Here is a 20740-nt window from a genome sequence, read left to right on the forward strand (position 1 = left end):
CACCTGGCCGATGAGGTGCCGTGGTCGCAGATGGCCGTTGTCGTGCGGTCGGCGACGTTGTCCTTGCCGGTGCTGCAACGCCCCCCCCCCCCCCCCCCCCGCCCGCCGCCGCCCCCCCCCCCGCCCCCCCCGCGCCCCCCCCGCCGCTGGGCGCCCGCGGGCGGACTCGGTGCCCCTAACGAGGTGCGACATCCCCTAACGGGTGACCTTCAGCCCCTAAGGATCTCGGCCGCCTGAAACCTAGGGATCACACCCGATGTCAGGGGATGTTGATCTCAATACGGTTCGTGGCGACATCCCCGAACCGCCGTAGGAGCTCCACTCCATGATGCAGCAGGCCACCCCGCAGCAGCCCGTTCAGCCCGCCGCGCCTGAGGCGACCGCCCCGGCCAGCCCGGCTACCCCGGCGGCCGTGCCGCAGGAGGCCCAGCCGGCCACGCTGCAGGAGTTCGCCCTGAACCTCCTGAACGACCCGGCGGCCCTGTCGGCGTTCGACCTCGACCCCGAAGGTGTGCTCAGCGCCTGCGGCCTGAGCGACATCACCCCCGGTGACGTCCAGGAGATCCTCCCGCTGGTGCTCGACGCCGCCTCGATCGCGGACGTCGACGGCCTCTCGTCCTACAACGCCCTCACGGGCCTCGCGAACCTCGACGCCGCCAACGGCCTCACCGGCGACCTGTCCGGCCTCGGCGACGTGTCGAGCACCCTCGACGGCGTCACCGGCGTCGTCCCCGGCCTCGGCGACGTGGCCGGCCTGGGCGACGTGGCCGGCCTGGGCAGCGTCACGGACCTCGGCAACGTCACCGACCTGTCCGGTGTCACGGGTCTCGCCGACACCGGCGACGTGCTCGGCACGGTGACCGGGGTGGCCGGTGTGGCGGACGTCGACGGCGTCCTCGGCACCGTCACCGGCGTGACCGACGTCGTCTCCGTCGACGGCGTGCCCGGCGTGCTCGGCGCCGTCACCACCGACGTCACGACCGTCACCGACGTGGTCCACGAGGTCGTCCCGGACGTCGCGCCGGTCAGCGGTGTGCACGACACCGTCCACGGCGTCGTCGACGGCACCGTCGGCAACGTGCTCGGTGGCGACGTGCTCGGTGGCGTCACCGACCTCGACCTGCTCGACGGCGTCGGCGGCCTGACCGAAGGCCTCGGTCTCTGATCTGATTGCTCGAGTGAGCAGACGAGCGTTGATCCTCGGCGGCACGGGCCTCATCGGCCGTGCCGCCGCTCGGCGTTTGAGGCAGGCGGGCTGGACCGTCGACGCTCCCGGCCGTGAGGTCGATCGCGGCGATCCCGAAGCCCTGGCCGTCGCGATGGGCGACGGCGCCGACCTCCTCGTGGACACCCTCTGCTACTCGGCCGCCGACGCCCGCACACTGGTGCCGTTGGCGCGCAAGGCCATCTCGACCGTGATGATCTCAGCCAAGGCCGTGTACGCGGACTCTCACGGACGCCACGCGAACTCTCCCGAGCCACCGCGCTTCGACGCCCCCGTCACCGAGGACCAGCCGACGCTCGCGCCACTCGACTCGGACCCGTTCACTCGCGAGGGATACGGGCCGAACAAGGTCGCCGCCGAACGGACGTTGCTCGGCAGCGGCCTGCCGATCACCGTGCTGCGACCGTCCAAAGTGCACGGACCCGGCAACAAGCGGCCGCTCGAGTGGTACTTCGTCGAACGGGTGCTCGCCGGGAACAAGGTCGTCGTGCTGGCGTCACGCGGCACAGGCGTCGACCACACGTCCGCCGCGGCCAACATCGCCGCGCTGATCGAGACCGCCGCCCTGCACCCCGGCAGGCGCGTGCTGAACGCGGCCGACCCGGACGCGCCGAACGGCCTGGAGATCTCCCGGATCATCGCGCGCTCGCTCGGGCACGAGTGGCACGAGATCCTGCTGGACCACGACCAGGCCGGCCGTCACCCGTGGCACCGGGGCTTCGTCCTGGACACGTCCGCCGCTCTCGCACTCGGCTACCGACCGGTCGGCGACTACGCCCTCACCGTCCAGGAGACGCTCCGCGACCTCGTTTCGAGCAGGTCGTGGCAGGATCGGGCCCGTGAGTGACATTCAACGAGTGGGAGTCGTCGGTTCCGGCCTCATGGGTTCCGGAATCGCCGAGGTGAGCGCCCGCGCCGGCCTCGACGTCATCGTCGCCGAGGTCAACGTGGACGCGGCCGCCGCAGCGCAGGGGCGGATCGCCTCATCGCTGGCCAGGGGCGTCAAGTCGGGCAAGCTGAGTGAATCCGACCGCGAGGCCGCACTGGGCCGCATCCGGTTCACCACCGACATCGGCGAGTTCGCCGACCGGCAGTTCGTGGTCGAGGCGGTCGCCGAGAACGAGCAGATCAAGACGGACGTCTTCACCGCGCTCGACAAGGTCGTGAAGGACGAGGACGCGATCTTCGCGTCCAACACGTCGTCCATCCCGATCATGAAGCTGGGCATGGCGACCCAGCGCCCCGAGCAGGTCATCGGCGTGCACTTCTTCAACCCGGTGCCCGTGCTGAAGCTCGTCGAGATCGTGCCGTCCCTGCTGACCGGTGCCACCACCCAGGTCCGCGCGGAGGCCTTCGTGCGCGCGACGCTGCACAAGGAGGTCATCCGCTCGCAGGACCGCGCCGGCTTCGTGGTCAACGCGCTGCTGATCCCCTACCTGCTGTCCTCGATCCGCATGCTCGAGTCCGGCTTCGCCTCCGCCGACGACATCGACAACGGCATGGTGCTCGGCTGCGCGCACCCCATGGGCCCGCTGCGCCTGACGGACCTGATCGGCCTCGACACCACGAAGGCCATCGCCGAGTCGATGTACGACGAGTTCAAGGAGCCGCTGTACTCGCCGCCGCCGCTGCTGCTGCGCATGGTGGACGCGGGCCTGCTGGGCAAGAAGTCCGGCCGCGGGTTCCACAACTACGCCAAGTGACCTGACGCGAAGGCCCGCTCCCCGGAGCGGGCCTTCTGCTTGTATTGATCACATGCCTGGGGTGACCAACGACTACGACCAGCTGGCCGAGACGTACAGCGAGTCGAACGAGACCGACATCCAGAACGCCTACTACGAACGGCCTGCCGTGCTGGCGCTCGCCGGGGACGTGGCGGGACGCCGGATCCTGGACGCCGGCTGCGGCGCCGGGCCGCTCCTCGCCGAACTGCGTGAGCGAGGCGCCGCCGTGAGCGGATTCGACCTGAGCGCGGGCATGGTGGACCTGGCCCGTCGCCGGCTCGGCGACGACGTCGACCTCAGGGTCGCCGACCTCGCCGCCCCGCTGCCCTACGCCGACGGCGCGTTCGACGACGTCGTCGCGTCACTCGTGCTGCACTACCTGGAGGACTGGGACCCCGCGCTCGCCGAGTTGCACAGGGTGCTGGTGCCCGGCGGGCGGCTGCTGGTCTCGGTGGACCACCCGTTCGTGATCCACATGATTCACCGCGCCGAGGGACGCCGGACCAACTACTTCGAGACCTACAACTGGACCGAGACCTGGGATCACACCGGCGAACCCGTCGAGATGTCGTTCTGGAACCGGCCGCTGCACGCCATGACCGACGCCTTCACCGCGGCCGGGTTCACCGTCAGTGAGATCGCCGAACCCCTGCCGGTGCCGGAAGCGCGCGAGCTGTTTCCCGAGGACTACGCCGCGCTCACCACGAGTCCGAGCTTTCTGTTCTTCGTGCTGACCCGGTGAACTAAACGGCTGCCTCGAGCCGGTTCATCGAGTGCTGGATCAGCCCGACCAGCACGGTCTTGGACGACTCCCGGTCCCGCGCGTCGCACAGCACCACCGGGATCGCCTCGTCCAGGTCCAGCGCGTGCCTGACCTCGTCGACCGTGTACAGCTGCGACCCGTCGAAGCAGTTCACCGCGACGACGAACGGGATCCCGCGGTGCTCGAAGAAGTCGATCGAGGGGAACGACGAGTCCAGCCGCCGCGTGTCCACCAGCACGACCGCGCCGATCGCACCGGTCGCGAGCTCGTCCCACATGAACCAGAACCGGTTCTGGCCGGGCGTGCCGAACAGGTACAGCACGACGGTCGTGTTGATGGTGATGCGCCCGAAGTCCAGGGCGACGGTCGTCGTGTCCTTGCCCTCGATCCCGGCGAGGTCGTCGACGTGCACACCGGCCTCGGTGAGCAGTTCCTCGGTCCGCAGCGGCGGGATCTCGGACACCGACGCGACCATGGTGGTCTTGCCGGTGCCGAAGCCGCCCGCGATGACGATCTTGACCGCGGTCGGCACGGTCAGCTGGACGTCAGATCCCACGAACACCATCCAGTACGGCCTGCAGGAGATTCCGGTCGGGAATCTGGGGGGAGGAGTTCTGCACGAGCACGTCACCGCGCTCGATCAGGTCCGACAGCAGGACCTTCACGACGATGAGGGGGACGTCGAGGTAGGCGGCGACCTCGGCTACCGACAACGGGCGTGCGCACAGGGCCATGATCTCGCGATGTTCGACCGTCAGCGACGTCTGGTCGGACGCAAACGAGGAGGCACGGACCTGCGTCACCAGGTGCAGATCAGGCGCGTTCGGCCGGGTGCGGCCGCGCACCATGGCGTACGGCCGCACGAGAGGCCCCGCGGCCTCGTCGTACCACCAGTCCTCCCGCGCGGTCATCAGCGCGACTCACGCGCCGAGGGGACTGTCGCGGTCTCTGCGCGCGGGGCCGACGAGAGATAGGTGCCGACCCGCTTGACCAGCATGTTCATCTCGTAGGCGATCATGCCCATGTCGGCGTCCTCCTCGCCCAGCACCGCGAGGCACGCTCCATGCCCCGCCGCCGTCACGAACAGGTAGGCGTGCTCCATCTCGACGATGGTCTGCCGCACCGCGCCGCCGCCGAAGTGCCTGCCCGTGCCGCGGGCGAGCGACTGGAACGCCGACGCCATCGCGGACAGGTGCTCGGAGTCGTCGCGCGACAGCCCTGCCGAACGGCCCAGCAGAAGTCCGTCCGCCGACAGCACGACCGCGTGACGGGCGCCGACCACGCGCTGGATCAGGTCCTCCAGCAACCAGTTCAGTTCGCCGTGCTGGCTGGTGTTGTCCTTCATGACGAGGGGGCTCCTTCTGATCTCCAGTCGTCGGTCAGCCGGGCGTCACGGGTACCGCGCTGGAACGCGGCGAGCCCGTCTCGGATGCGCTCGGCCGGCCTTTCGCCGGTCACCGGCTCGGCGTGCTGCGGTTCGTCCGCGGCCTGCATGAGCTGCGGCGCGAGGTTCTGCCGCTTCTTCCTGCGGGGAAGTGGGGCCTTCCCGTCCTGCGGAGGTGGCGCGGGGGTCGGTTCCTCCACCGGTGCTTCTGCTCCGGAAACGGCTGGGGGCTCCAGGGAGTTCAGTCCCGCGTGCAGAGCCTGCAGTCCTTCGGGCGTCACGGTCAGCGGGAAGCTCGGGTGCTCCTCGACGTGGCCGTGGTGGTGGTCGTGGAACGACCGCACCGGCATCTGCGTGGTCTCGGTGATGTCACCGGCGGCGCTGTGCGGGGCGACGATGTTCGGCGGCAGCACGCACAACGCGACCGTGCCGCCGTAGGGCGAGTCGCGCAGCTCCACCTTGATGCCACGCCGCGCGGCGAGCCTGGCGACGACGAACAGTCCCAGCCGGGACTCCCCGCGGAACGCCATCGTCTCGAAGTCCGGCGGGTTGGAGAGCTTCGCGTTGGCCTGGAGTCGCTCCTCCTGCGTCATGCCGAGCCCGTGGTCCTCGATCTCGATCACGATCCCGTGCGGCACGGCGTTGGAGTGGATGATCACCTCGGAGCGTGGCGAGGAGAACGCCGTCGCGTTGTCGACGAGCTCCGCCAGCAGGTGGATGGTGTCGGCGACGGCCACCCCGACCAGCGCGCGGTCCGGCACCGGGTTGACCCTGACCCGGACGTACTGCTCGGTCTCGGCGACCGCGGAGCGGATGACGTCGCTCAGCCGCACCGGCTTGCGCCACTGCCTGCCCGGCTGCTCGCCGGCGAGGATGATCAGGTTCTCCGCGTTGCGGCGGGCCCGCGTCGCCAGGTGGTCGAGCTGGAAGAGCGAGTCGAGCTGCTCGGGGTGCTCCTCCTCCCGCTCCAGCTTGTCGAGGATCTTGAGCTGGCGGTGGACGAGCCCCTGGTTGCGGTGCGCGATGTCGAGGAAGACCCGGTTCACGCCCTCACGGGCCTGCGTCTCCTTCACCGCCGCCGCGACCGCCGTGTACTGGGCGGTGTTGAACGCGTCCGCGACCTGGCCGATCTCGTCGTTGCCGTAGTCCAGCGGAGGCATGTCGCGGTGGACGTCCACCTGCTCGCCGCCACGCAGGCGCGCCACGATGTGCGGCAGCCGTTCCTGCGCCAGCCGCAGCGTGTCCTCCCGCAACGACGCCAGCCGCGTGACCAGCGCCCTGCTCACGAGCCGGTTCGAGATGCGCAACGCCAGCACGATGCCGACGACGACCGCGAGCAACGCGATGAGGCTGCCGATCAGCACGGCGGTGAACCGGCTGTTGGCCTTGGCGAGGCCCAGGTCGGCGGCGTCCCCGACCTGGCGGACCGCGATCCCGACGAGCTTCTCGTGCACCGGACCCGCCGCCGCCCGCCACTGCTGGTCGGTGACGGCCGTGTCGTTGTTGATGATCCGGCCTTCGAGATCGAGCAACGTCCGGTACTCCGAGCTCGTGCGCAACTCGTCGTACTGCGCGCGCGGCTGCTGCAAGGCGAACGGGATCGTGGAGTCGATGCTCGAGTGATAGGCACCCACGAGCCGCACGAACTCAACGCGCTCGGCCGGGGTGAACGTGCCGTTGAGCAACCCGCGCGAGCCGATCGTGGTGCCGCGGGACATCCAGTCGGCAGCCTGGAAGATCGTCACGGCCTGGATGTTCGCCTGGCCGGACTCCGCGTCCGGCACGAGCCGCGCCTGGCGGGAGAACAGCGCCACGCCCGCGTCGAGCAGGCTGTTGTAGTAGTCGTAGACCGCCTGCTGGTTCGCCGCGCCTGACGCGACCTGCGATCGCTGCTGCGGCAGTTCGTTCAGCACGGAGTTGAGCGCGTTGATCCGGTCGGCGATGTCCTGCGGCGAGCTCGCCGAGAGCTCGGCGAACGCGTCCTTCATCTTCCGGACCGACTCGTCGGTCGCGTCCTGCTGCCGCTTCAGCGCGGCCGGGTCCACCCCGCCCGCCTTGCTCAGCAGCTCGAGGCTCAGCTGACGTTCCTTCTGCAGCCCGACGAACGCCTCGACGGACGGGATCGCGGCGTTCTTGACGCTCGACGCGATCGACCGCATGTAGATACCGTCAAAAAGGGTGTAAGAGGAGAAAACGGCCCACATGACCAGGAGCACCACGCTGGGCACGACCACAACACCGGCCAGCCGCGACCGAATGGTCCGGGGGTTGGTCGGTGTGTAACCGCTCTTCTCGTTCACAGCGCTCTCACGGTCTCCTGTGTCCCACGGCTAGCGCTGCGGGTAACCCGAGTCACTCCTTCGGCTGAAATTAGGTTACAAGTAGCGATCATCGTTACCCAATGACAGCGATCACACGCAGTACGCGGTTGGCAGGCTACCCAGTCGAGTGAGCGGAGCAACACCCGGTACGAGGGTTCTCACAAGGCAAGAACCCCCGTACGGGCTAGTTCTCGTGCTCGTTCTACGGCCGTTCGACGGCGACGACGTTGTAGGTCGTCTCCGGCGTCGGCGGCGTGCTGAAGCGGGCATTCGGCAGGTAGAGGCGTTTGCCGAACGCGGCGACCGTCGTGGGAACGTCGAACCGCGGGTCCGTGCGTTCCGCCGCAAGCGTCGCGCCGTCACGACTGAGGGTGTAGCGCGCGACTTTGTTCAGCCTGTTTTGCACCACGTACAACTGGCGTCCCTCACGCAACAGACCGTCACCATTCGTGAGTGTTTGACCGTGCAAATTAACACTTGTGGTCATGCCCGATCGTGCGTCGATTCGGAACAGCAGCCCGGTGTTGCTCTGCACGGCGAGCAGGCCGCCGTCGAGCCCGGTGACGATGCCGTTGAGGTTCGTCGCGCCGGGCGTGACGACGAGGTCGCCGGTCAGTGCCAGGGTCCGGTGCGGCTTGAGGTTCAGCGGCACCTCGTACAGCACCGCCTTGCGCGAGTCGGTGAACCACGCCGACCTGTCGGTCAGCACGACGTCGTTGACGAACGTGTCCGCGGTAGCGAACTTGAACGTCGCCAGCAACGCGCCCGTGCGGGTGTCGTAGACGCGTCCGTCGCCACCGACACCACCCGCGACCCACAGCCGTTTGCGCGCGTCGACCTTCATGCCGAGCGACGGCGTGCCCGGCCCCTTCGCGAGCACCTTGCCCTTGCCGGTGCGCAGGTCCGCCGCGTAGATCGACCCGTCGGCCCGCGACCCGAAGTAGGCCGTGGTGCCGCTGATCGCGATGCCTTCGGGTTGCCACCCGTTGGGCAGGGAGAACTCCGTCGGGAACTGCCTGGAACCGTGCTGCGAACCGTCTGCGGTGGCCGGCGCGGCCGCGGTGAGCGTGACGCCCAGAACCGCCGCTAGCAGGACACCGAATCTGCGGTACATGCCGCCTCCTCCATCGGATTGGGGTGCGCCCTGATCCTTCTCCAGGTGGCGGCCGAACCGGAGTTTTCTCAGCAATCCGACATCTCTACAGCTCAGCGGCGTTACAGCTCGGCGGTGGCGCCCCGGCCTGCCAACTCGGGCCACGGCTGCCACTCCACGCCGGTAGGCAGATCTCCCCCGGTCGCCATGAACTCGACGCACGCTCGCAGCACCACATCAACAGGACACTGGGCGCTTGCCGGAAACTCGCTGTCGCTGTTCATGTAGTAGTACAAAACTATTTCAGCCTGCGAAGTCCCGGTTTCCCGGTTCCTGCTGTACAGGCCGCGGCGATGGTCCCCGCCCGCGTACCGCAGCACTCCGAGGTCCCCGTTCAGCCCCACGTTGAGGATCACCCAGTTCGGGGAAGCGGCGTCGAGAACTTCGAGCAAGATCGGGTAGTCAACTCCCCGTGCCCTCTCGAGGAGCGCCTCCAGCTCTGCGGAAGTCCGGATCAGCGTCGCTTCGTCGGTGCCCTCGTCACCCCAGATTTCTAGCTCCACGACGCTGCTGCCCCTCCTGTGTAGGTCTTCGTCATGAACCGGCCGTGGACCGCGATCTTGATCTCCACGTCCGCGGCCGTCACCGGCGTGCCAGGTATGCCCATGCCGAGGAGGTGTTGTTCGGCGTCCGTGAACCAGCGCCCGTGGGTCTTCCGGCCCGATCGAGGTTGCACCGGCGGCGGAAGACCTCGACGCAATTGGTCGACGTGCTCGGAGGTACCTGGCCGAGGCTGCCCTCCTCGTGTCGCTCTCTGCGATAGAACCGCCGTTCGAGCTCCTCCCGCGCTGTCCGCTTGAAGGCTGCCGCCGGCGGCCGGCTTCAGAAGGTCCCGTGCTTCCTCTGCCCACTCCGCGGCGCTTTGAAGCGCAGCGCCGGCCTCCACCGCCTTGTCGAGCACCTTGTTGAGGCCCTCGCCGACATCTCTACAGCTCAGCGGCGGCCTCGGCGATGAGCTCCAGCGACTCCCCGGTGTCGAGCGCCAGCTGCTGCAGGCCCGCGAACCGCTGCGCGCACTGCTCGACCAGACCCGGTTCCTCGACGTACTCGCCCTTGACGAACGTCTCCAGGTACGCCACGTCGTTGTGCTGGCGGTGCGGGAAGCCCAGCAACGTGAACGGCGACCCCATCGCCGGATACGCCCCGGCACCGCGCGGCACGACCCGCACGCTCACCGTCGGATGTTCGCTGACCTCCATCAGGTGCAGCAGCTGCGCCTTCATCACCCGCGGCCCGCCGACGACCTGCCGCAGCACGGCCTCCGGGAAGACCGCGTGCACGATCAACGGGTCCTTGTCCTTGAGACGGCTGGACCACGCCTCCCGCGCCATCGCGTACCGGGCGATCCGGACCGGGTCGTCGGCCTGCATCGCGGCATTCGTGTAGCCGGCGAGTTGAAAGACGGCCGGCACGAGGTCTGTCGTGAACACGCGCAACAACGTCGCCTCGAACACCAGATTCACGAAGTCCGCGGCCGGATCGAACTGAAGCGCGGCGCCGAGCGCGCGCGTGCGGACTTGTTCCGCGTGCTGCGCGCGCAGCACCACGGCCTGCCATTCCGGAGTGGGCACCTTGTAGACGTAACCGAGCGCCATGACGTCCACGGGCGCCGACGGCTGCACCGCGTTCTCCATCATGGACAGCTTGGCGCTGCTGAAGCCCACGCGCTGGCCTGCCTCGGTGAGGCTGAGCTCGCGCTCGTTGCGCCACCCGGCCAGCTGCCGCCCGATGGCGCGTTCGAGCGTCGTGGCCCGGAAATCCTTCGGCATACCGCGAAGGATATGACCAATTCGGATTCCCGAATGGGACCACCCGGTGTGGACAACCCTTTAGCGCCGGATTTCCTCGTTTATCAGAACCCTATGCCGTTAAACGCCCGTGTGTGCAATTTACTATTGATAGCGCTTCGTGCGCGCATGAGCACGCACGAGATCATGGAACCTGAACGCGTCGTCGCCGACCTCGGTCAGCAACGACTTCTCCACCAGGTCGTCCAGCGCGTCCTCGACGTCGCAGTCGGACTCCCCGGCGATCGCCGCCGCCACCGGCACGCCGAACGTGCCCGGCTCCCACGCGCACAGCCGGTAGAGCCGCGCCTGCCGTTCCGGAAGCTCCACATAGGACCGATCAAGCAACTGCCCGATGCGCCCGTCGTCGGCGAGCGGTTCGACGTCGATCTCCCGCGCCTGCGGGAGGTTCAGCCTCACCCTGCTCGTCACGAGCACCGTCCCGGACGAGGGCAGCAGCGGTATCACCTGGTCGGCGGAGTCCACGTTGTCCAGCAGAAGAGTGAACTGCCGTCTGATCACCAGGCTGCGGAACACCGCCGCTCGCTCGTCGACGCCCACGCCGGTGAGCCGGAAAGCCCGCAGCAGCTGATCGAGATCCTGCGTGGCCAGATCGACGTACAGCTGGTCGCCGGATCGCCGCTCCTGCAACCACTTCAGCGCCAGCGCGGTCTTCCCCACCCCGCCGGGCCCGCTCAGCACCGTCACCCCACCAGCCCTGATGCCCGCCAGCTCCGTGTCCCTGCCCACGAAGTGCCGCGGCGGCGACGGTGGCCGGAACTGCGGAGGAACCTCGTTCCAGCCCCGGAAGCGAATGGTGCCTGTGGTGGTGCCCGCGGTGCCTGTGGTGCCCGTCAAAACGTCACTCATCACCCGTACCTCCCCAACACGTTGAAGTTACGGGCTTTCCTCGTCTTGCGTCAGACAGCCATAGAGTGATCGCACGTGAGTGCGGCACCCGTGTTGGACGTGGCGGTCTTCACCTGACGGCCGTTGATGATGATCTTGCACGTCAGCTCGCCGTGCACGCCCTCGAGCCTGATCGCCACCCACCCCTTGCGCGCGCCCATCCGTTCGAACGGCATGTCGGGGTTGCGCAGCGTCCGTTCCTCCTCGCCGGGAAACGCGTAGGTGAGCTGATCCGTCGTGCCCGATCCCTCCACCACCACGCGGATGTTGGGCGCTGCCGCGCAGCCGGTGCTTCCGGCCAGCAGCAGGCCCACGACTAAGGCGGCGGTCTTCATGTTGGGAACGGTAGGAAAAAGGAGCCCGCGGATACATCAGCCTGAAGGCTCGAACCACATCAGCCGTCAGAGTGACAACCCGAGGCGTCGCAGACGTTCCTCGACCCGGAACCGCTCGATCTCGCGGTCCATCCCCTCCGGCAGAAGGCGCAACCGGTGTTCGACCTCCAATGCCGAACAAGCCTGCACGAGCAGCGCGTCATAGGCCTGACGAGCGGCGATCTTCTTGACCGCCGACGTCCCCGGCTCGAACGAGGCGAGCGTCCGGCGCACACGACGAAGGTCGGCCGCGATTCGTTCGATCGGCCGATGGTCGGACACCGGGGCAGGGGGACGAAGCCTGCGCAGCACCTTCATCAGATCGAAGGCCACCCCTTCAAGCTACCCCGCCTGCAGCGCCAGGAAGAGGTCCACGCGGGCCTCGAACTCCGCCAGGTCGATGCCGAGCAGGTCCTCCACGCGTCCCACCCGGTATCGCAACGTGTTCACGTGGACGTGCAGCTTGGCCGCCGCCGCGGTCCACGAGCCGGAGCAGTCCAGGAACACCTTCAGCGTCCCGGTGAGATCCGACCCGTGCTCGGCGTCGTAATCCAGCACCGGGCCGAGCAGCCTTCGCCGCAACGACGTCCGCAGCTCTTCCGGAACCCCGGCGAGCAGCAGTTGGTAGAGCGCGATCTCCTCGCCCGCCACCACGCACGTGCGACCGCCACGCCGTTCGCCGAGCCGGCGCGCGTGCGTTGCCTCCTCCGCGGCGCCACGCAGTCCACGCCATTCGACCGGCGAGCTGATACCGATCAGGACGCGGGACGACCCGAGGCCCGGTTCCATCACGCGCATCGCCTCGCGCACGTCGTCCGGCAGCGAGTCGTCGGCCTTGGCGACCGCGTAGACCGTGTCGCCGACGGGCGTCACCAACGCCTGCGGCAGCGTCTCCTCCAGCACCGCGGCCGCGAGGTCCGTTCGCTGGTCGGAGGTGACGGCGCTGATCACCCGCAGCCGGGTGTTCTCCAGTCCGGCGGCCGCCAGCCGTGACTCGACGTCCGCCGAGCCGGTCAGCACCGCGCTGACGAGCGGTCCGGCGGTCCGGTTCTCGATCTGGCGGCCCTGGGCCTGGCGCAGGCGTTCCAGCCCGACCAGGGACGCGAGCTCGGCGGCGGCCTCTTGCTGCGGCTCGCCGCCCACGACGAGGATCCAGCTGGTGAGCCGGTTGCCGCCGCGTTCGGAGACGGGCACGAGCGTCATGCCCCTGACCGTCTTCGGGAGCCGGTCGGCCTGCAGGAACTCTCTTACCAGCGTGACCCGCTCCAGCAACTCGCCGCCCGCCACGACCCGGCCGGCCGTCGACAGCACCCAGCACGGCGCGTTCAGCTCGTGTCCGCCCGCCAACAACAACGCGGGCAGTCCGGAGCCCTCCGCGACGACGTTCAACAGCCGGCGGTGGCGACTCAGGCCGACGAGCTCCATCGACACGCGTTCGGTGATCGTCGCGAACGACAGGTCGACCGGCACCTCCAGCAACGGCACGTGGTGGCGCACGCAGGCGTCGACGAGATCGGCGGGCAGCGAGCGGTTCTCGGTCTCGGACGCGGCCAGGCCGGCGACCCGGGCCGTGGCGAGCGAGTGGACGAACGTCTCGGAGTCCTGCGGGCTGTGGTGCCAGAGCAGGCCGGACAGCACGAGCTCCCCGCCGGACAGATACCGGCTGGGGTCGGGCAGCTCCGTTCCGTACACGCGGGTGACCGTGCGATCGAGCTGGTCTTCACCGGTTTGCAGGCTCAGGCGCAGTTCCGGCATCTGCAGCAACGTCCGCAACAACAACATGAGGGGTCACTTTCGTCCATTCGTGTTTGTAGGAAAGCACAAATTCGTTACGTGTAGGAGCCTGCTGATTCATGTGTCCGGCCGTAGAGGTGCGGACCTCTGGGTCTGTGTACTGGCTCACAACCAGATGGGAGGGCGAGTGACGATCTCCACGCATGTGCTGGACGCGGCACGAGGCAGGCCGTTCGCGGGCATCGCCGTGTCGCTGCAGCGCCGTGACGGGACCGAGGTGGGGTCCGCCGAGACGAACGCCGATGGCCGGATCACCGGATGGGGTGATGGCCTGGAGGCCGGGGTGTACCGGCTGGTGTTCGACACGGCGGAGGCCGCGCCGTTCTTCCCCGAGGTCGTGCTCACGTTCGACTACTCCGATCCGGCGCAGCACTACCACGTGCCGCTGCTGCTGTCGCCGTTCGCCTACTCCACCTACCGAGGTAGCTGACGATGGACTTCCTTCGACCGGAAACGCTTGCGGAGGCGTTGGAGCTGAAGGCCTCCCGGCCGGACGCCGTGCCGATCGCCGGTGGCACGGACGTCATGGTGGAGCTGAACTTCGACCACCGCAGGCCCGCCGCGCTGCTCGACCTGACCCGGATTCCCGAGCTCCAGCGGTGGGAAGACGGGCTGCGGGTCGGTGCGGGCGTCCCGTACGTGCGGATCATCGACGAACTGGGCGCGCAACTGCCCGGTCTGGCCATGGCCGCCCGAACGGTCGGGTCGCCGCAGATCCGCAACCGCGGCACGGTCGGCGGCAACCTCGGCGCGGCCTCCCCCGCCGGGGACACGCACCCGGTGCTGCTCGCGTCCGACGCGGTGATCGAGGTGGCCTCGGTGCGCGGGACGCGGATGATCCCGGCCGCCGAGTTCTACCTCGGGGTCAAGCGGAACGCGCTGGAGCAGGACGAGCTGATCGTCGCGGTTCACCTGTCGCCTGCCAAGGGGCCACAACAGTTCTCCAAGGTGGGCACGCGCAACGCCATGGTGATCGCGGTGTGCTCGTTCGGGATCTCCCTGTTCCCCGAGGAGAACCGGGTGGGCGCGGCCGTCGGATCCGCCGCTCCCACGCCGCGCCGGGCGCACGACGCCGAGGCTTTCCTGGCCGCGGAGCTGGACTTCCAGAACCCCAGGCCGTTGCTGGACTCGGTGAAGCGCGAGTTCGGGGACCTGGTCTCGCAGGCCGCGTCGCCGATCGACGACGTGCGGGGGTCGGCGGCGTATCGCAAGCACGCGCTCGCAGTGATGGCTCGCCGGACTTTGGGCTGGGCCTGGCAGGAACTCTTGGACGGGGAAAAAGCATGCGCGTGAACGTGACGGTCAACGGCGAGCAGCGCCAGGCCGACGACGTCTGGGAAGGCGAGTCGCTGCTGTTCATGCTGCGCGAGCGGCTCGGCCTGCCCGGCTCGAAGAACGCCTGCGAGCAGGGCGAATGCGGTTCCTGCACGGTGTACATGGACAACGTGCCGGTGTGCGCGTGCCTGGTCGCGGCCGGGCAGGCGCAGGACCGTGAGGTGCGCACCGTGGAGGGGCTGGCCGAGGGCGATCGGCTGGACCCGGTGCAGGAGGCGTTCGTCGAGGCGGGCGCGGTGCAGTGCGGGTTCTGCACGCCCGGTCTCGTGGTCGCGGCGCACGACCTGCTGGACCGCGTGCCGTCGCCGTCCGACCCGGAGATCCGCGAGGCGCTCGCCGGGAACCTGTGCCGCTGCACGGGGTACGAGAAGATCCTGGACGCTGTGCGATTGGCGGCGTCGCGCCGATGATCGTTCTTGACCGCTGTGCGGTGTCCACTGTGGATTCGGCCGGAACCGAGCACGCGTCCGGGCACGTCGTCGTCGACGCCGGCCGGATCGTCTCGGTCGGTTCGGGTCCGGCGCCTCGGCCCTACGAGTCGCACACCTATGTCGACGCGTCGTCGTGCCTGGTCACGCCCGGCCTGATCAACACCCATCACCACCTGTACCAGTGGGCGACGCGCGGGCTGGCCCAGGACGCGACGCTCTTCGAGTGGCTGACCACGCTGTACCCGGTGTGGCGCGGCCTCGACGACTCGGTGACGCACGCGGCGGCTTCGGCCGGGTTGGCGCGACTGGCGCTGACGGGCTGCACGCTGGCCGCGGACCACCACTACGTCTTCCCGTCCGGTGGCGGCGACGTGTTCAACGCGCTGGTGTCGGCGGGACGGCGGATCGGGATCCGGCTGGAGGCCATCCGCGGGTCGATGGACCGGGGCCAGTCGCACGGCGGGTTGCCGCCGGACAACCTGGTCGAGGAGACCGAGGCCGCGTTGATCGCGACCGAGCAGGCGATCGGTGACTACCACTCGACCGCGGACGACGCGCTGGTTCGCGTCGCGGTGGGGCCTTGCTCGCCGTTCTCGGTGTCGAAGGAGCTGATGACCGGCGCGGCCGCATTGGCGCGACGGCACGGCGTCCGGCTGCACACGCACCTCGCCGAGACGATGGACGAGGAAGAGCAGTGCCTGGCGGAGAACGGGTGCACGCCGACCGAGTACGCCGAACAGCTCGGCTGGCTGGGCTCGGACGTGTGGCTCGCGCACACCGTGCATTTGAACGCCGACGCGGTGAAGCGCATCGGAGCGACTGGGACGGGCTCCGCGCACTGCCCGACGTCGAACGGGCGGCTGGGCACCGGGATCGCGCCGGTGCGCGACCTGCTGGACGCGGGTGCGCCGGTCGGGCTCGGGGTCGACGGTGCGGCGTCCAATGAGGACGGTGGACTGGTCGTCGAGCTGCGTTCGGCGCTGTACCAGGCACGTCAGCGGGGCGGACCGGGCGCTCTCGACGCCCGCAAGGCGTTGTGGATGGGCACGATGGGCGGCGCGCAGGTGCTGGGCCGGGCGGACGCGCTGGGCTCGATCGAACCGGGCAAGGTGGCGGACCTCGCGGTCTGGGACCTGTCCGGAATGGACTACGCGGGCATCGCGGACCCGGTGGCGGCTCTGGTGCTCGGCACTCCCCCGCCGTTGAAACTGTTGATCGTGGGCGGCCGGGTCGTGGTGCGGGACGGGGTTCTGCTGACGGCGTCGACCGACGAGCTGGCGCGTGATCTTTCCGCCGCCAGTCTGAAGCTTCAGGAGGCAGCGCGATGACCCTCACTCCCGCCGAACTCACCTCCGCGGTGTCGGGTGGCATCGGGACGTCGCCGCAGCGCCCGGACGGCAACCTCAAGGTGCGCGGCGAGTTCGCCTACGCGTCCGACCTGTGGCACGAGGACATGATCTGGGGCGCGACCCTGCGTTCACCGCACCCGTATGCCCGCATCACGTCGGTGGACATCACCGAGGCGTTGAAGGTGCCGGGCGTGTACGCGGTGCTGACGCATTCGGACGTGCCGGGGCGCAACCTGTATGGGTTGGAGCACAAGGACCAGCCGGTGCTGGCGGTCGACATCGTGCGCTATCAGGGCGAGGCGGTGGCGCTCGTCGGTGCCGACCACCCGGAGACCGCGCTGCGGGCGATGAAGAAGATCGTCGTGACCTACGACGTGCTCGACCCCGTGGTGGACATGGAAACCGCCATCGACGACACCCCGCTGCACCCCGGCGGGAACCTGGTGCGGCACGTACCGATTCGACGTGGCTCGCAGGACGTCCAGGCCGACGTCGTGGTCACCGGCCGGTACGAGGTCGGGATGCAGGACCAGGCGTTCCTCGGGCCGGAGTCCGGGCTCGCGGTGCCGGCCACCGACGGTTCGGTCGACCTGTACATCGCGACGCAGTGGCTGCACGTCGACCGCGACCAGATCGCCGCCGCGCTGGGGTTGCCGCAGGAGCAGGTGCGGCTGACGTTGTCCGGCGTCGGCGGGGCGTTCGGCGGCCGCGAGGACCTGTCGATGCAGGTGCACGCGTGCCTGCTGGCCCTGTACACGGGCAAGCCCGTGAAGATGGTCTACAACCGCGAAGAGTCGTTCTACGGTCACGTGCATCGGCACCCGGCCGTGCTGTACTACGAGCACGGCGCCGACCACACCGGCAAGCTCGTCTACGTTCGTACCCGCATGTACTTGGACGGTGGGGCTTACGCGTCCTCGACTCCCGCTGTCGTGGCCAACGCGGCGACGCTGGGCGTGGGTCCGTACGAGGTCGACAACGTGACCGTTGATGCTTATGGCGTCTACACGAACAACCCGCCTTGCGGTGCGATGCGCGGATTCGGTGCGGTGCAGGCCGGTTTCGCCTATGAGTCCCAGATGGACAAGCTGGCCGAGGCTCTCGGGATGTCGCCCGTCGACGTCCGGGTGCGCAACGCGATGACCGAGGGTTCCGTGATGCCGACCGGTCAGGTGGTCGACTCCGCCGCGCCCGTCGCGCAGCTGCTGAAGCTGGTGCAGGACAAGCCGTTGCCCGCCGGCACGTCGTCCGACATCCGCGAACTGCCCGGTGGCGTGTCCAACACGACCCACGGCGAGGGTGTCGTGCGCGGTGTCGGTTATGCGGTCGGCATCAAGAACATCTGCTTCTCCGAGGGCTACGACGACTACTCAACCGCTCGGGTGCGGGTGTCGATGGTCAACGGAGAGCTGGCCGCCGCCGTGCACACCGCCGCCTGCGAGGTCGGCCAGGGCCTGGTGACGATCATGCAGCAGATCGTCCGGACCGAGCTCGGCATCGAGCGCGTGACCGTGCTGCCGATGGACACCACGATCGGCAACGGCGGTTCCACGTCGGCGTCGCGCCAGACCTACGTGACCGGTGGCGCGGTGAAGGCCGCCTGCGCGATCGTGCGCGACCGGCTGGCGGGCCGCACCGACATCGGTTCGGAAGTGATCGACGAGACCACCGAGTGGCGGCACCGCGCGACCGAGTCGCTCGATCCCGTTACCGGACAAGGCAACGCGCACGTCCAGTACGGCTTCGCCGCGCACCGCGCCGTTGTCGACGTGGACGTCGAGCTCGGACTTGTGCGCGTGGTCTCGTTGGACTGCGCCCAGGACGTGGGTCGCGCGTTGAACCCGCAGGCCGTGGTGGGTCAGATCCAGGGCGGTTCCGCCCAGGGCCTCGGCCTCGCGGTGATGGAGGAGATCCAGACCTCCGGCGGCAAGGTGCGCAACCCGTCGTTCACCGACTACCTCATTCCCACCGTGCTCGACATGCCGCCGATGAGCATCGACGTGCTCGAGCTCGCCGATCCCCATGCCCCCTACGGCATTCGTGGCGTCGGCGAACCGCCCACCATCTCGTCGACCCCGGCGATCGTGGCGGCGATCCGCGCGGCGACCGGCCTGGCGCTCACCCGCGTCCCGGTCCGCCCGGAACACCTCACCGGTACCTGATCTCTGTTTTTGGGAGTTTCCTGCTGTGAACGCACATCTGCTCGCCACCATCGACCTGGCCACCCGCAACGTGGCCTCCGGCGGTGGCCCGTTCGGCGCGATGATCGTCCGCGACGGCCAGGTCATCGCCACCGGCGTGAACCAGGTGACGCCGAACCTCGACCCCACCGCCCACGCCGAGGTCGTCGCGATTCGCGCGGCCTGCCAGGTCGTCGGCGACTTCCGGCTGACCGGCTGCACGCTCATCTCCTCGTGCGAGCCGTGCCCCCTGTGCCTGTCCGCCGCGCTCTGGGCGCGGGTGGACAGGGTCGTCTACGCCGCCGACCGCCACGACGCGGCCGCGGCCGGGTTCGACGACCGCGAGTTCTACGAACTGTTCAGCAAGCCCCGTTCTGACTGGGACTTGCCCGTGCACCAGATCTCCACAGGCGAGGACAACGCCCCGTTTACCGCGTGGATGTCACTCGCAACCCGTATCGATTACTGACGGCCAAAAGCCTGTCTAGCTGACCGGAGCTGCATCGCACAAACGCGTTCCGGCGTTGGAACGCGCCCACCGGCATGGGAAAGGCCGTCCTCCATGACCCAGTTACGGAGCCGACAATCGACGTCGGCCCTCGACCAGTTCTTCCGCATCACCGAACGTGGCAGCTCGTTGGGCCGTGAAGTTCGGGGTGGCATAACGACTTTCGTCGCGATGTCGTACATCGTGCTGCTGAACCCGTTGATCCTCGGCGCGTCCGCCGACATCACCGGCGCCAAGCTCACCATCGCCGAGATCACCACCGCGACCGCACTCGCGGCCGGCGTGATGACCATCCTGATGGGACTGGTCGGCAACGCGCCGCTGGCGATCGCCGCAGGTCTCGGCGTCAACGGCGTGGTGGCGTTCCAGATGGCGCCGACCATGACGTGGGCCCAGGCCTTCGGTCTGGTGGTGCTGGAGGGCGTGTGCATCGTGATCATGGCCGCCTCCGGCGTCCGTGAGCGCATCATCAACGCGATCCCCGAGCCGTTGAAGATCGCGATCACCGTGGGCATCGGCCTCTACATCGCTTTGGTGGGACTGGTTTCCGCCGGGTTCGTGACCCACACGCCCGATGCCGTCGGGTCCACGGTCCCGGTGCGGATGGGCGTGGACGGCCACCTGAGCGGCTGGCCGATCGTGATCTTCTGCCTCGGCCTGCTGCTGATGATCGTCCTGATGGCCCGGGGTGTTCCCGGCGCCGTCCTGATCAGCATCGTCGTCGCCACCGTGGTCGCCGTGGTGGTGAACTCGGTCTTCACGATCAAGGGCTGGGGGCTGGTGACGCCGACGCTGCCTTCTTCCGTGGTGGGCTCACCGGACTTCGGTCTGTTCGGCAGGGTGGACCTGTTCGGCGGCTTCGTGTCGGCCGGCGTGATCGCGGCGACGATCTTCCTGTTCACCCTGGTGCTGTCCGGCTTCTTCGACGCGATGGGCACCATCACCTCGGTGTCCGACGAAGCGGGCCTGACCCGTGACGGCAAGGTCGAGGGCATGGGCAAGATCCTCATGGTCGACGGCGCCGGTGCGATCGCCGGTGGCGTCACGGGTTCGGCCCCGAACACCGTGTTCCTGGAGTCGGCGGCGGGCGTTGGCGAAGGCGCCCGAACCGGCCTGGCCTCACTGGTGACCGGCGGCCTGTTCCTGGTGGCGCTGCTCTTCACGCCGCTGGCCACCGTGGTGCCCGCGCAGGCCGCGGCACCGGCCCTGGTGGTGATCGGCGGCCTGATGATGACCCAGATCCGCCGGATTCCCTGGCAGGACACGGACTTCACCATCCCGGTGTTCCTGACCGTGGCCATCATCCCGTTCACGTACTCGATCACCAACGGCATCGGCGCGGGCCTCGTGTCCTACGTCGTGCTGCGCATCTGCAAGGGCCGCTGGCCTGGCTGGCTGATGACCGGCCTCGCCCTTTTGTCCGCCTTTTTCTGGGGGGTGCAGGTGATCCCGGGACTGTGCCGGGGGGGCCGGGCCGGGCGCCCCCCCGGCCGCACCTCTCGC

22 protein-coding genes and 1 pseudogene are annotated in these 20740 nt (G+C 68.8%); 11 read left to right on the top strand and 12 right to left on the bottom strand.

Features of this window, described 5'->3' with window-relative positions; all coding sequences use genetic code 11:
* The first annotated feature begins 325 nt into the window (after positions 1-325).
* Genes ACWGE0_RS14660 through ACWGE0_RS14675 form a run of 4 tightly spaced genes read left to right on the top strand, consistent with a single transcriptional unit; the run spans position 326 to position 3691 of the window.
* Positions 326-1165 carry an IniB N-terminal domain-containing protein gene (locus tag ACWGE0_RS14660; protein ID WP_452261403.1) on the top strand — a complete coding sequence of 280 codons (840 nt, stop codon included), beginning with the start codon at positions 326-328 and terminating at the stop codon, positions 1163-1165.
* Between the two features lie 13 nt (positions 1166-1178).
* Entirely contained in the window at positions 1179-2072 is an 894-nt protein-coding gene (locus ACWGE0_RS14665) for a reductase (protein ID WP_452261404.1), read from the top strand.
* Positions 2065-2928 carry a 3-hydroxybutyryl-CoA dehydrogenase gene (locus ACWGE0_RS14670; RefSeq protein WP_319970808.1) on the top strand — a complete coding sequence of 288 codons (864 nt, stop codon included), beginning with the start codon at positions 2065-2067 and terminating at the stop codon, positions 2926-2928. Before ACWGE0_RS14665 ends, ACWGE0_RS14670 begins: the two co-directional genes overlap by 8 nt.
* Positions 2929-2980: 52 nt before the next feature.
* Positions 2981-3691 (top strand): class I SAM-dependent methyltransferase, encoded by a 711-nt coding sequence (locus tag ACWGE0_RS14675; RefSeq protein WP_452261405.1) that lies wholly within the window; start codon positions 2981-2983, stop codon positions 3689-3691.
* 1 nt (position 3692) lies between these two features.
* Here ACWGE0_RS14675 and ACWGE0_RS14680 read toward each other — a convergent pair whose 3' ends face one another.
* The 12 genes from ACWGE0_RS14680 to ACWGE0_RS14735 form a co-directional block, all read right to left on the bottom strand.
* On the bottom strand, positions 3693-4277 hold the full coding sequence (locus tag ACWGE0_RS14680; RefSeq protein ID WP_452261406.1) for a GTP-binding protein: 585 nt from the start codon (positions 4275-4277) through the stop codon (positions 3693-3695).
* Positions 4258-4623, bottom strand: a complete 366-nt coding sequence (locus ACWGE0_RS14685) for a DUF742 domain-containing protein (RefSeq protein ID WP_452261407.1) — start codon at positions 4621-4623, stop codon at positions 4258-4260. The genes ACWGE0_RS14680 and ACWGE0_RS14685 overlap by 20 nt, the downstream gene beginning before the upstream one ends.
* Entirely contained in the window at positions 4623-5057 is a 435-nt protein-coding gene (locus ACWGE0_RS14690) for a roadblock/LC7 domain-containing protein (RefSeq protein WP_089913172.1), read from the bottom strand. The genes ACWGE0_RS14685 and ACWGE0_RS14690 overlap by 1 nt, the downstream gene beginning before the upstream one ends.
* Positions 5054-7255 (bottom strand): nitrate- and nitrite sensing domain-containing protein, encoded by a 2202-nt coding sequence (locus ACWGE0_RS14695; protein ID WP_452261408.1) that lies wholly within the window; start codon positions 7253-7255, stop codon positions 5054-5056. The genes ACWGE0_RS14690 and ACWGE0_RS14695 overlap by 4 nt, the downstream gene beginning before the upstream one ends.
* 364 nt (positions 7256-7619) lie before the next feature.
* On the bottom strand, positions 7620-8531 hold the full coding sequence (locus ACWGE0_RS14700) for a superoxide dismutase (RefSeq protein WP_452261409.1): 912 nt from the start codon (positions 8529-8531) through the stop codon (positions 7620-7622).
* Positions 8532-8632: 101 nt separating this feature from the next.
* Positions 8633-9073: an Imm1 family immunity protein gene (locus ACWGE0_RS14705; RefSeq protein ID WP_452261410.1), complete on the bottom strand. Its 441-nt coding sequence runs from the start codon at positions 9071-9073 to the stop codon at positions 8633-8635.
* Positions 9064-9246, bottom strand: a complete 183-nt coding sequence (locus ACWGE0_RS14710; RefSeq protein WP_452261411.1) for a hypothetical protein — start codon at positions 9244-9246, stop codon at positions 9064-9066. Before ACWGE0_RS14710 ends, ACWGE0_RS14705 begins: the two co-directional genes overlap by 10 nt.
* Before the next feature lie 250 nt (positions 9247-9496).
* The gene (locus ACWGE0_RS14715) at positions 9497-10339 is read right to left on the bottom strand and encodes a helix-turn-helix domain-containing protein (RefSeq protein ID WP_452261412.1); all 843 of its coding nucleotides are present in this window, start codon (positions 10337-10339) and stop codon (positions 9497-9499) included.
* A 123-nt stretch (positions 10340-10462) separates the two neighbouring features.
* Complete coding sequence (locus ACWGE0_RS14720; RefSeq protein WP_452261413.1) at positions 10463-11227, bottom strand: hypothetical protein; 765 nt, start codon at positions 11225-11227, stop codon at positions 10463-10465.
* A gap of 50 nt (positions 11228-11277) precedes the next feature.
* Positions 11278-11601, bottom strand: a complete 324-nt coding sequence (locus tag ACWGE0_RS14725) for a hypothetical protein (RefSeq protein WP_452261414.1) — start codon at positions 11599-11601, stop codon at positions 11278-11280.
* Between the two features lie 66 nt (positions 11602-11667).
* Positions 11668-11973, bottom strand: coding sequence for a hypothetical protein (locus tag ACWGE0_RS14730; RefSeq protein WP_452261415.1), 306 nt, complete (start codon positions 11971-11973; stop codon positions 11668-11670).
* A 9-nt stretch (positions 11974-11982) separates the two neighbouring features.
* Positions 11983-13422 carry a PucR family transcriptional regulator gene (locus ACWGE0_RS14735; RefSeq protein WP_452261416.1) on the bottom strand — a complete coding sequence of 480 codons (1440 nt, stop codon included), beginning with the start codon at positions 13420-13422 and terminating at the stop codon, positions 11983-11985.
* 127 nt (positions 13423-13549) lie between these two features.
* Between ACWGE0_RS14735 and uraH the strand changes: the two genes are divergently transcribed.
* The 7 genes and pseudogenes from uraH to ACWGE0_RS14770 all read left to right on the top strand — a co-directional run.
* A complete protein-coding gene (uraH, locus tag ACWGE0_RS14740; RefSeq protein WP_452261417.1) occupies positions 13550-13864 on the top strand; it encodes a hydroxyisourate hydrolase in 315 nt (104 codons plus the stop codon).
* 2 nt (positions 13865-13866) lie between these two features.
* The gene (locus tag ACWGE0_RS14745) at positions 13867-14727 is read left to right on the top strand and encodes an FAD binding domain-containing protein (RefSeq protein WP_452261418.1); all 861 of its coding nucleotides are present in this window, start codon (positions 13867-13869) and stop codon (positions 14725-14727) included.
* Complete coding sequence (locus ACWGE0_RS14750; RefSeq protein ID WP_452261419.1) at positions 14718-15179, top strand: (2Fe-2S)-binding protein; 462 nt, start codon at positions 14718-14720, stop codon at positions 15177-15179. Before ACWGE0_RS14745 ends, ACWGE0_RS14750 begins: the two co-directional genes overlap by 10 nt.
* On the top strand, positions 15176-16528 hold the full coding sequence (locus ACWGE0_RS14755) for an 8-oxoguanine deaminase (protein WP_452261420.1): 1353 nt from the start codon (positions 15176-15178) through the stop codon (positions 16526-16528). Before ACWGE0_RS14750 ends, ACWGE0_RS14755 begins: the two co-directional genes overlap by 4 nt.
* Positions 16525-18711, top strand: coding sequence for a molybdopterin cofactor-binding domain-containing protein (locus ACWGE0_RS14760; RefSeq protein ID WP_452261421.1), 2187 nt, complete (start codon positions 16525-16527; stop codon positions 18709-18711). Before ACWGE0_RS14755 ends, ACWGE0_RS14760 begins: the two co-directional genes overlap by 4 nt.
* Before the next feature lie 25 nt (positions 18712-18736).
* Positions 18737-19198 carry a nucleoside deaminase gene (locus ACWGE0_RS14765; protein ID WP_452261422.1) on the top strand — a complete coding sequence of 154 codons (462 nt, stop codon included), beginning with the start codon at positions 18737-18739 and terminating at the stop codon, positions 19196-19198.
* Between the two features lie 93 nt (positions 19199-19291).
* Positions 19292-20695: pseudogene (locus ACWGE0_RS14770) on the top strand (NCS2 family permease); the annotation flags it as partial.
* Between the last annotated feature and the right edge of the window lie 45 nt (positions 20696-20740).

It is taken from the genome of Lentzea sp. NPDC054927 (assembly GCF_053610285.1).

Excerpts from the sequence above, each read along its gene's own strand:
- ACWGE0_RS14720 (WP_452261413.1), bottom strand. The coding sequence starts at position 11,227 with ATGAGTGACGTTTTGACGGGCACCACAGGCACCGCGGGCACCACCACA.
- ACWGE0_RS14735 (WP_452261416.1), bottom strand. The coding sequence starts at position 13,422 with ATGTTGTTGTTGCGGACGTTGCTGCAGATGCCGGAACTGCGCCTGAGC.
- ACWGE0_RS14745 (WP_452261418.1), top strand. The coding sequence starts at position 13,867 with ATGGACTTCCTTCGACCGGAAACGCTTGCGGAGGCGTTGGAGCTGAAG.
- uraH (WP_452261417.1), top strand. The coding sequence starts at position 13,550 with ATGGGAGGGCGAGTGACGATCTCCACGCATGTGCTGGACGCGGCACGA.
- ACWGE0_RS14695 (WP_452261408.1), bottom strand. The coding sequence starts at position 7,255 with ATGCGGTCGATCGCGTCGAGCGTCAAGAACGCCGCGATCCCGTCCGTC.
- ACWGE0_RS14685 (WP_452261407.1), bottom strand. The coding sequence starts at position 4,623 with ATGACCGCGCGGGAGGACTGGTGGTACGACGAGGCCGCGGGGCCTCTC.
- ACWGE0_RS14725 (WP_452261414.1), bottom strand. The coding sequence starts at position 11,601 with ATGAAGACCGCCGCCTTAGTCGTGGGCCTGCTGCTGGCCGGAAGCACC.
- ACWGE0_RS14715 (WP_452261412.1), bottom strand. The coding sequence starts at position 10,339 with ATGCCGAAGGATTTCCGGGCCACGACGCTCGAACGCGCCATCGGGCGG.
- ACWGE0_RS14700 (WP_452261409.1), bottom strand. The coding sequence starts at position 8,531 with ATGTACCGCAGATTCGGTGTCCTGCTAGCGGCGGTTCTGGGCGTCACG.
- ACWGE0_RS14675 (WP_452261405.1), top strand. The coding sequence starts at position 2,981 with ATGCCTGGGGTGACCAACGACTACGACCAGCTGGCCGAGACGTACAGC.
- ACWGE0_RS14680 (WP_452261406.1), bottom strand. The coding sequence starts at position 4,277 with ATGGTGTTCGTGGGATCTGACGTCCAGCTGACCGTGCCGACCGCGGTC.
- ACWGE0_RS14750 (WP_452261419.1), top strand. The coding sequence starts at position 14,718 with ATGCGCGTGAACGTGACGGTCAACGGCGAGCAGCGCCAGGCCGACGAC.
- ACWGE0_RS14690 (WP_089913172.1), bottom strand. The coding sequence starts at position 5,057 with ATGAAGGACAACACCAGCCAGCACGGCGAACTGAACTGGTTGCTGGAG.
- ACWGE0_RS14755 (WP_452261420.1), top strand. The coding sequence starts at position 15,176 with ATGATCGTTCTTGACCGCTGTGCGGTGTCCACTGTGGATTCGGCCGGA.
- ACWGE0_RS14660 (WP_452261403.1), top strand. The coding sequence starts at position 326 with ATGATGCAGCAGGCCACCCCGCAGCAGCCCGTTCAGCCCGCCGCGCCT.
- ACWGE0_RS14760 (WP_452261421.1), top strand. The coding sequence starts at position 16,525 with ATGACCCTCACTCCCGCCGAACTCACCTCCGCGGTGTCGGGTGGCATC.